Genomic DNA, 227 nt, shown 5'->3' on the forward strand with positions numbered 1-227 from the left:
CGGGAGGGCCGAGTCGAAGGCCACCTTCCGGACCCCGCGATCATGCCGCCAGGCTGCAACATCATAGAAGAAGAGGCCGGTCTCGGCTGACGGGTCCGACTCCAGCAGTGGTCGGGCCGCGGCGTCGGACCGGATGAGTGCCTTCATGGCCTGCATGTCGAACCGGTCCGCCTCGCCGGTATCGACGCTCTGGCTCTGGTCCCAGACCTGGCCTGCAAGCGCTTCGA

Annotated in this window: 1 protein-coding gene; it reads right to left on the minus strand. The window is 67.4% G+C overall.

What is annotated here, in order from left to right:
* A partial coding sequence (locus tag HOC_RS22515) for a hypothetical protein (protein ID WP_035542899.1) occupies positions 1-227 on the minus strand: 227 nt, incomplete at both ends.

Origin of the sequence: Hyphomonas oceanitis SCH89, from assembly GCF_000685295.1 — a bacterium.
Lineage (GTDB): Bacteria > Pseudomonadota > Alphaproteobacteria > Caulobacterales > Hyphomonadaceae > Hyphomonas > Hyphomonas oceanitis.